At 61.8% G+C, this 9491-nt stretch carries 8 protein-coding genes; all 8 read left to right on the top strand.

What is annotated here, in order from left to right:
* Positions 1–126 precede the first annotated feature (126 nt).
* Complete coding sequence (locus QQS14_RS15485) at positions 127–507, top strand: hypothetical protein (protein ID WP_285907920.1); 381 nt, start codon at positions 127–129, stop codon at positions 505–507.
* Between the two features lie 79 nt (positions 508–586).
* Positions 587–913: a flagellar basal body rod C-terminal domain-containing protein gene (locus tag QQS14_RS15480; RefSeq protein ID WP_285907919.1), complete on the top strand. Its 327-nt coding sequence runs from the start codon at positions 587–589 to the stop codon at positions 911–913.
* A gap of 115 nt (positions 914–1028) precedes the next feature.
* Positions 1029–2423 carry an NAD(P)/FAD-dependent oxidoreductase gene (locus tag QQS14_RS15475; protein WP_285907918.1) on the top strand — a complete coding sequence of 465 codons (1395 nt, stop codon included), beginning with the start codon at positions 1029–1031 and terminating at the stop codon, positions 2421–2423.
* Between the two features lie 107 nt (positions 2424–2530).
* A complete protein-coding gene (locus QQS14_RS15470; RefSeq protein ID WP_285907917.1) occupies positions 2531–3298 on the top strand; it encodes a substrate-binding periplasmic protein in 768 nt (255 codons plus the stop codon).
* Positions 3299–3487: 189 nt separating this feature from the next.
* Positions 3488–4504 (top strand): sigma-54 interaction domain-containing protein, encoded by a 1017-nt coding sequence (locus QQS14_RS15465; protein WP_285907916.1) that lies wholly within the window; start codon positions 3488–3490, stop codon positions 4502–4504.
* Positions 4505–4576: 72 nt separating this feature from the next.
* A complete protein-coding gene (locus QQS14_RS15460; RefSeq protein ID WP_285907915.1) occupies positions 4577–7717 on the top strand; it encodes a tetratricopeptide repeat protein in 3141 nt (1046 codons plus the stop codon).
* A gap of 24 nt (positions 7718–7741) precedes the next feature.
* On the top strand, positions 7742–8548 hold the full coding sequence (gene amrB / locus QQS14_RS15455) for an AmmeMemoRadiSam system protein B (protein WP_285907914.1): 807 nt from the start codon (positions 7742–7744) through the stop codon (positions 8546–8548).
* 53 nt (positions 8549–8601) lie between these two features.
* Positions 8602–9491, top strand: an 890-nt coding sequence (locus QQS14_RS15450; RefSeq protein WP_285907913.1) for a hypothetical protein, incomplete at its 3' end; no start/stop codon positions are given.

The raw sequence follows: 9491 nt of genomic DNA, 5'->3' as shown, positions 1-9491 counted from the left end.
TAATATAATTGATTTATGACTTCAAGAGGTGAGTGCAATTCACCACTCGGCCTTCGCGGTCATTGAAAGCGGGGGGTGAATCGGTGTATGGGCTGGAGAACAAACCCTGTAATGAAGGAGACGACCATGAAGCGCTGTGCGATGCTTGCCCTGATTCTCCTGTCCTGTGCCTTTGCTCTTGGCGCAACCGATGCGCGCGCCGAAGGGGGCAAACCCTTCCACGTTCATTTCACGGTGGTTCCGGCGGTCATGCCTGACGGCTCGGACCCGGGTCCGGCCCTGGTGGAGTTCCGGGCCGAGGTGGCCCGGCTGGCTGGCGGATATACCGAGCTTGGTCCCTCGCGCGGCGGCGCGATACATTCCGGCGTCGTGGTCCACGAGGAGAGCATCGCCTTCCTCATCGGCGCGGACCGCGACCTGAGCGCCCAGATCAAGGCGCTGGTCAGGCGTCTCTTCGGCGATGCCAACGTGTTCATCCTCGCCTGGCCTGCCACGGTCACCTTCTAGGCGGGCTTGCGTCCCGCGCCGGGACAGGGTATGTTTGATTCTGGCTGCTTCCCCGAAGCCACCGAGGGGGTCTCTCATCATGTCCGACACCAGTCTCTCCGCGCTCACGGCGCTCTCCACGGTCCAGCAGGTCTCGGCCAACAACATCGCCAATGTGAACACCGAGGGCTTCCGGTCCAGCTCGGTGACGCTCGAATCCGGCCCCGGCGACCAGGGCGTGCGCGTCTCGGCCATCCGCGAAAGCTCCGTGCCCGCGCCCTTCATCGGCGGGGTGGAGGGGTCCAACACCGACATCGCCACCGAGATGGTGGGCATGATCACCACGGGCCACGGCTTTTCCGCCAATACGGCGGTGGTGCGCGCCTCCGAGGAGATGACCGGCCACCTGCTGAACCTGATCGTCTGATCCCGGCTTGACAGTTCCGCATTCCGTGTCTTACGGTCGATAATGGCCCGTCTGCGCGCCCGGCAATCCGGCGCGGCGAACGGGCCATACTTGCGCTCAACCCGAGAGGAAAGACATGAACAAGACCGTCAGGACCGATTACGACGTCATCATCGTGGGCGGCGGCCCGGCAGGGCTCTTTGCCGCATATCATCTGGCCGAGCACGGCGATCTCGACGTGCTGGTCATCGAGAAGGGCAAGCGCCCCCTGGCCCGCAACTGCCCCATCTCCGGCGACCAGGAATGCATCAAGTGTCGCCCCTGCAACATCTTGAGCGGCATCGGCGGGGCAGGGCTCTTTTCCGACGGCAAGCTCAACTTCATCCATACGCTGGGCAAGACCGACCTGACCCAGTTCATGGGCGTGTCCGAGGCCAGGGCGCTCATCGACGAGACCGAGGCCATCTTCAACCGCTTCAACATGGACGGCAAGATATTCCCCACGGACATGGCCAAGGCCGAGGACATCCGCAAGCAGGCCCGCAAGGTGGGCATCGACCTGCTGGTGATCAGGCAGAAGCACCTGGGCAGCGACAACCTGCCCGGCCACATCGCGGCCATGGCCGAATACATCCAGGACAGGGGCGTGACCTTCCACACCTCGGAGACGGCCAAGGACGTGGTGGTGAGCGAAGGGCGCGTCACCGGTGTGATCACCAACCGCCAGGAGTACACGGCGCGAAACGTCATCCTGGCCCCGGGCCGGGTGGGGGCCGAGTGGGTGGGCACCCTGGTGCGCAAGCACGGCATCGAGGTCTCCCAGCGCGGCATCGAGGTGGGCGTGCGCGTTGAGGTCCACAACGAGATCATGCAGGACATCTGCTCGATCATCTACGACCCGACATTCTTCGTGCGCACCACCAAGTACGATGACCTGACCCGCACCTTCTGCACCAACTACGGCGGGTTCGTGGCCCTGGAGAACTACCAGGACTTCGTCTGTGTCAACGGGCACGCGCTCATGAACACCAAGTCCGACAACACCAACTTCGCCTTTCTTTCCAAGGTGGTGCTCAACGACCCGGTGGAAGACAACCAGGCTTACGGCGAGGCCATAGGGCGGCTGGCCACCCTCATCGGCGGGGGCAAGCCTATCCTGCAACGCTATGGCGACCTGCGGCGCGGCCGCCGCTCCACTTGGGACCGCATCCGCCACAGCTACATCGAGCCGACCATGAAGAACGCCATCCCCGGCGACATCGCCATGGCCCTGCCCGAGCGCATCCTGACCAACCTCATGGACGGCCTGGAAAAGCTCAACAACGTGGTGCCCGGCGTGTCCAACGACGAGACCCTGCTCTACGCGCCTGAGATCAAGTTCTTCGCCACCCAGGTGGAGACCCGGGCGCACCTGGAAACCGCCGTGGACGGCCTGTTTGTGGCCGGAGACGGTCCCGGCGTGGCCGGCAACATCGTGGGCGCGGCGGCCACGGCCCTGGTTCCGGCCAAGGAGATCCTGCGCCGGGGGTAGCGGTCGCCATCCACTATAAACACAGCCCGGCTTGTCCGGGCTTTTCATTTTCTGATCTTTGGGCTAGCCTGTGGCAGAATGGGACACAACCAGTCCATGGGGTCCATATGCGCATCGCCTTGCATCTGCTTGCCTTTGTACTGTGCCTGATCTCGGCATCTCTCTTTGCAACCCCGGCAGGGGCGGGCGGCAGCACCCTTCTGGTCGTGCATCTCGAATTCCCGCCCTATTACTACACCACCTCCTCGGGCCAGCCGGAAGGGTTCCTGCTGCGCAAGACCGCAAACATCATGCGGCTGGCCGGGATCAAACCCGAGTTCCAGTCCATGCCTGCCAAGCGGATTCTCCAGGTCATGCATTCTGATGAGCCGGTCTGCTCCATCGGCTGGTTCCGAACTCCGCAGCGGGAGCAGTTCGCCAAGTTTTCCCGGCCCATATATCAGAATAAACCCCTTGTGGCGCTCCATCTTGTCAGGAACGCCGGTTTCTTTCGGGACAAGCATACCCTGGCCGACATCCTGGCCGATCCGTTCATCAGCATGGGGGCGCTTGAGGGCTACTCGCTGGGCACGGCCGTGGACGAGGCCATCGCCAAGGCCCGGCCAGGCATGGGGCGCGTCAACGGCGACTATGCCCAACTGGTCCGCATGCTGGCCATGGAGCGATTTCTCTGCATCCTTGTCGCCCCGGAGGAGAAGGACTCCCTGATCCGTGTCAACGGGCTGCCCCCGGACATCTTTGCCAGCAAGCCGCTGCCGGACATCCCGTTGGGCAACGTGCGCCATCTCATGTTCAGCCGCGGCGTGCCCGACAGCTTCATCGCGCGCATCGACCAGGCCATCGAGGCCATGGACGCCGCCGACGCGGCTCGTTGACACACGGCCGCCATTCCCGCATCACTGAAGCCCGCCCGGGGGCGCCCCGGCATCGACCCGGAATGGGCGAATGTTGGCCGGACCTGTTGACACGCCGTCAGTTTGTTGACAGTGATGGTGCAGGTGCTAGAGAGGGCCATGCGGGACACCTCCCTTTGGCTGCATTTCCACGTGATTACGTAAGGAGTAATGATGCTCAACCTGGATGGCATCATCGGCGGCAGCTCTGCCCTGGTCCAAGTGTTCAAGGTGCTTGCCAAGGTCGCGCCCACGGACAGCACCGTGCTCGTCTCCGGGGAATCCGGCACGGGCAAGGAGCTGCTTGTGCGCGCCCTGCACCGCAACAGCACCCGGCGCGACAACGCCTTTGTGCCCATCAACTGCGGGGCCATTCCCCGGGAACTGCTGGAATCCGAGCTGTTCGGTCACGAGAAGGGCGCCTTCACCCACGCCATCCGCACCCGGCCCGGCCGGTTCGAGCTGGCCGACGGCGGCACCATCTTTCTCGACGAGATAGGCGAGATGGACCTGAGCCTTCAGGTCAAGATTCTGCGCGCCTTGCAGGAGAAGGAGATCGAGCGGGTGGGCGGCACCTGCATCAAGAAGGTGGATGTCCGCGTGGTGGCTGCCACCAACCGCGATCTCGAGGAGGAGGTGCGGGCGGGCCGGTTTCGCGAGGACCTCTTCTACCGGCTCAACGTCATCCCCATGCATCTGCCACCCCTGCGCGAGCGCGGTAGCGACATCCTGCTCCTGGCCGAGCATTTTCTCTCCTCCCACTGCCGGACCAAGGAGCGCAAGGCGCTGTGCCTCACGGAGCGCGCCAGGGAGATGCTCCTGACCTACTCCTGGCCGGGCAATGTCCGCGAGCTTGAGAATTTCATGGAGCGGCTCTCCATTCTCTGCGATTCCGGCGAGGTCGCACCCGAGGACCTGCCTGAGAAGATATTTCACGACATCGGCGAAAAACCCCTGCGCAAGGTGGTCGAGGTCGAGCCCGCGCGGCCTGCGGGGTTTGTCTGGCCCACCCTCAAGGACATGGAGGACAAGGGCCTCAAGCTCAAGGATTTCCTCGAAACCATAGAGGGAAGGCTGCTGGAGGAGGCGCTGGCCCAGTGCGACGGGGTCAAGAACAAGGCCGCCGAAATGGTCGGCATCAAGCGCACGACCCTCATCGAGAAATTGAAAAAACGGGAACTGCTGTGACCCGCCGTCACCGGCCGTACAGCTTCCGGCGCGACGTGTAGCACGACAATTGCATAACTGCTCGACGTGACTGTGAAAAGAGCCAAATTCACCCTCTGGCCCGTTGCGCTGGCCCTCATCGCCTGGTTGTGCCTGCCTGATCCGGCGGCGGCCCTGCGTGTGAATTTTGCTTCGCAAGGCGATTCCGACAGGCTCACTTTTTCTTTCGATTCAGGCACGTTGCCAGAAAATGCAGTTCGCCGTATCGGCTCGCGCGAGTTGCGTGTCCAGCTCCCTGCGAACATCTGGGACACCGAGCCCAGGCCCGGGACCAAGGATACGCCGGGCAAGCTGGTGGGGGCCATTCGCTCGGACGAAGAGGGGATACTGATCACCACTAGCACCGACGCCTTCGGCTTCATCAGCCTGCCCACCCCGGGCAAGGCCGAGTTCGTCCTCCAGATTTTCCGCGATCCCATCGGGGCGCGCTGGCGGCCGCCGACCGAGCCCGGGGCGGCCCCGGCTCCGGCTCCAGCCCAGGCAGCGGCCTCCACACCCGCCCCCGCGCCGACAGAGGGAACCGATACCCCTGCGGCCAGCCCGGCCGAAACCCAGTTGCCGCCGGAGTCCGGGGTTCCTGCCGATCGCAGGCCGTTTTTTGCCGTGCCCTATTCGGTGCGTACCGAGGTGGCCCCGCCCGGGGGCGTGTCCGCGCCGGACGATCCTGCCGCATCTCCTGCGGCGGAGCAGCCGCCGTCACAGCCAGTGCCGCAGCCTCTGCCCGTTGCTCCGCCTCCAGTCGGGGCTTTGCCGGGGCAGACCGGCGACTATCCGGCATCGAGCGCTCTGCGATTCCGGGCCGAGAACCGGACCGCCGACGAGGTCAAGTTCGCGGAACTGGCCGGGCCGTTTTCCGGCGGGGCCGAGGTGGTGGACGCAGCGCCCATTCCCGGCTCAGATGGCTCGATGGTGGGTGGTCATGTGGCACCGCCCCCTGGCGCACCCCCTGCCGCGTCGGAAGCAGTGCGACCGGACCAGACCCCGGACCGTGTGGCCCGCAGTGTGGTCGGTGACGTGGCCGCGCCGCCCGCCGTGGTGCAGGGCGCGCCGCCGCCAGCCCTGAGCCCGGAAGAGGCGGCCCAGGTGGCTGACCAGGGTCCGGTTGTCCCGGTGCCCGTCCTGGCTGAGGTTCCGGCGGAGGTCCCGGCCGAACCGGCACCGGAACCGGAGCCGCAGCCCGAGCCTGAATCCCCGGCCAGCATGCGGGAGCGGGAGTTGGCCGAGCAGGTCCAGGATGCGCAGTCCCTGATGTTCAGCGGCAAGCTGGGCGAGGCGCTGCCGCTCTTCGAGGACATACTCCGGCAGCCCGAGGTGCCGCTGGATGTCCGCGAGGAGACCCTCTACGCGGTGGCGGACATCAAGAAGCAGTTGTACGGACACGACCTGTCCGGGCATTTCGGCGAGATCGCCCAGGCCTTCATCGAGGCCATGAACGCCAATCTTCAATCCAATCGGGTGCCCAGCGCCCTGCTCAATCTCGGTTTGCTCAACCTCCAGGTGAACAATTTTCCCGAGGCCAAGGCCTATTTCAAGGTCTTGCAGGACAATTACCCGGACGACGACAATATCCCGTCCATCAGCTACTACTGGGGTGAATACTATTACCGCCGGGGCGAGCATCTCAAGGCCGCGGACCAGTTCCAGTACCTCATTCAGACCTATCCCGAGCACCAACTGGTCAAGCCCGCATCCTATTATCTTGCCGATTCCCTCAACCAGACCGGATTCGTGGAGCAGGCCTACCAGATCGTGGACTACATCGACAAACGCTGGCCGGACTACTACATGGAAAACATGGAGTTCCTGCGTCTGGCAGGCGGCGTGGAGATGGCCCTTGGCAAGTGGAACGAGGCCAAGAATCACTTCTTCACCTACTACAACCTCAATCCCGAGAGCGACGGCGCGGACGTGGTCCTGGCGCGCATCGGCGACATCTATCTGAATCAGGGGGAGAAGGACGCGGCCAAGCAGATCTACGAGCGGGCCGTGCTGGAGTATCCGAACAAGGAAGGCGGGCTGGTGGCCAGCATGCGTCTGGCCGAGGAAGGCATCTACGACGACCCGACCATGATGGACATGGTCAGCGTCTTTGACCGGCCCTACAACCTGCGCCCCGAGCGGATATACCAGCAGATCGTGGAACAGTTCCCGGACAGCCCGCTGGCCCCGGTGGCCCAGCTCAAGCTGGCCATGTGGTACGCCTTCAACCGCCAGTATCCCGAGGCCCTGGGCGCGGCCCAGGACCTCATCGAGAAGTATCCGCACAGCCCGCTGGTGGCCAGGGCGCGCACCCTGGGCGATTCGGTCTTTGCCCTGGCCGTGCCCGGCATGGTGGCCGAGGAGCGCTTCGGCCGGGTCGTCAGGTACTGGGAGACCTATGATTTCATCGGGCAGGAAGACACCAAGGTGGACGATGCGATCATCATCCAGGTGGCCCTGAGCTACTGGCGAATAGGCAAGCCGGAAAAGGCCCTTGAACTCATCAGGCCCTATCTGGTGCCCGAGCAAAAGCCCGGCGTGTCCGACGAGGCCCTGGGGTTGGCCGTGAACATCTACCTCGACCAACTGGCCTGGAAGGAGATCGCCGATGTGGTGGAGATGGCCCGGGCCAATTGGACCCTGCCGCCCGAGCGGCTGCGCCAGTTCGAGTATGCCCAGGCCATGTCGCTGCAGAATCTCGGCGATGCGTCCAAGGCGCTGCCCATGTGGGCCGAGCTGGCCAAGGACGTCAAGGTGGACCCGGCGTTTCGCGCTTACGCCATGTACTACATGGCCAAATCGGCCATGGAGCAGCAGGATCTGCGCCGGGTCTTCGTCTACGCTCAAGAGGCGCTGACCCTGCTCTTGCAGACCCGTGGCGACCCCGAGAAGATCAAGGACGCCGTGCTCATGTCCATCTACGCCACCGAGCGGTCAGGCCGCTACGAGGAGGCCCTCAAGTGGGCCAGGGAATACGACCGCTACATCGACGTGGACAACCCCGAGTGGGCCTCGACGCGATTCAAGCTGGCGCGCATCTATCGCAAGGCCGGAGCCATCGACGAGTGGAAGCAGCTCCTGGGCGACATCGTCGAGAAGAAGCCCGAGAGTCTTCAGGCCCAGCTCGCGAAATCGGTTTTGGAAACCTACGAACTGGAGCAGCAGGCGCAGCAGTATGCACCCGCTCCCAGATAGGGCAGGTAGGGCAGGGAGGGAACCATGGACAGACAGCCCGTCGTGGCAGGACGTTTCTACGATGCCGACCCGGTCCGCCTCGCCCGCGATGTGGACGGATACCTCGCCACCGAAGCGCCAGGGGCCGGGCACACGCTTCTGGCCATGGTGCCCCACGCCGGGTACGTCTACTCCGGGAGCGTCTGCGGCCAGACCCTGGCCAGCGCGGCCCTGGCCCCGACCATACTCCTGCTTGGCCCCAACCATACCGGGCTCGGCCGCCCCTTCGCCCTCTGGCCTGATGGGGCGTGGCACGTTCCTGGCGCGTCCCTGCCTGTGGACGCGGCGCTCGCCTCGGCTCTGCTCGCGGCGGACCCGCGCATCGAGCCGGACACGGCCGCCCATCTGCGCGAGCACTCCATCGAGGTGATCCTGCCGTTTTTGCATCGGCTCGATCCGTCGGTCTCCATGGTTCCCTTGGCCATTGCCTCGCGCGTGTTCGAGGAGGTGGAGGGCGTGGGCCGGGCCATTGGCAAGGCGATCAAAGCCTTTAAACGGCCCGTGTCCATCGTGGTCAGTTCGGACATGAGTCACTACATTTCCCACGATCAGGCCAAGCGGCTCGATGCCCTGGCCCTCAAGGCGGCGGTGGCCCTAGACCCGCGCGGCCTGTTCGACACCGTGCGCGCCCAGTCAATTTCCATGTGCGGCGTGCTGCCCATGACTGTGGGCCTGTATGCGGCTCTGGAAATGGGCGCGACTCGGGGCCAACTGGTGGCCTACGCCACCTCGGGCGAGGTGTCCGGCGATTTCGATCAGGTGGTGGGCTATGCGGGGGTGCTGGTGGAGTAGGGGGAGTCTCTTACTGGCCTTATATTAGTCATAATGCGAGACGGATCAGTAGTATGAATAGAGTGATGCTAAGTGGGTTGTCGTTGCTTGCAGATACTGGTGAGCAGTCTTGTGTGCCATGTGAGTTTGACCCTGAATGGATGATTACGTACCCTAGTACATTGATTTGGGTTGATGAAATTATCATCACGCCGAATATTAAGAATGCAATTATGAGCGGCTATGGTTTACAAAAGAAACATCCTTCAGTCCACGAATACTGTAAAATGTTTATGGATTTGGCCATTGAAAGTAATATTGTTAAGATGGTAGACCCTAAGCATAGTTTTACCTCAACTTTTTTTGATGGTGTCGACAGAATTGTTAATAGTGATATCAATGCGATCCTGCGTAATAATTTAGGTATAGAGTTAGATAAAGGTGCTCCAAATGGAATGATCATTGATGATCTGCACTATTGCTATCCGCGTATAAATGCATTTTATCGAAGTCTTGCGCTAGCCAAAGAGTGGGACGCTAATATCTTAATGAATCGGCAATGGGAAGTTTACTTAAATAGGTTGGCAAAAACCAAAGAGTTGAACTCTATTGAACAAGTCAAGGCTCTTCAACATATTTTTTCTATCAACATTCCTGAGCCTCGGCTAAATCTTGAAAGTGATTGTAAGACCTGTAAAAAAGAATCAACATGCCGTAATGATAATGAAAAGACCATCAAGACTCTGCTTTCCTATCGAGATTACGATGAAGTGCATGAAATGAAGAGACAGTTTCAGAAAACAAAAACAGCACTACTGAAAAGTGAGTCTCGTTTAGATGCAGCAAGCTTGATTCGAGAATTTAAAGGTAGTGCTGAAAGACTTCAAAAGCAGATTTATGGTATTTTCCCTAAAGTTAGACGGTTTAGCAATGTTATTACTGGTGTAGGAGCATTGTCTGTCTG

It is taken from the genome of Pseudodesulfovibrio pelocollis (assembly GCF_030282845.1).
Taxonomy (GTDB): domain Bacteria; phylum Desulfobacterota; class Desulfovibrionia; order Desulfovibrionales; family Desulfovibrionaceae; genus Pseudodesulfovibrio; species Pseudodesulfovibrio pelocollis.
Note: the sequence above shows the minus strand (reverse complement) of the source record. Positions and strands in the feature narration are given on the sequence as shown.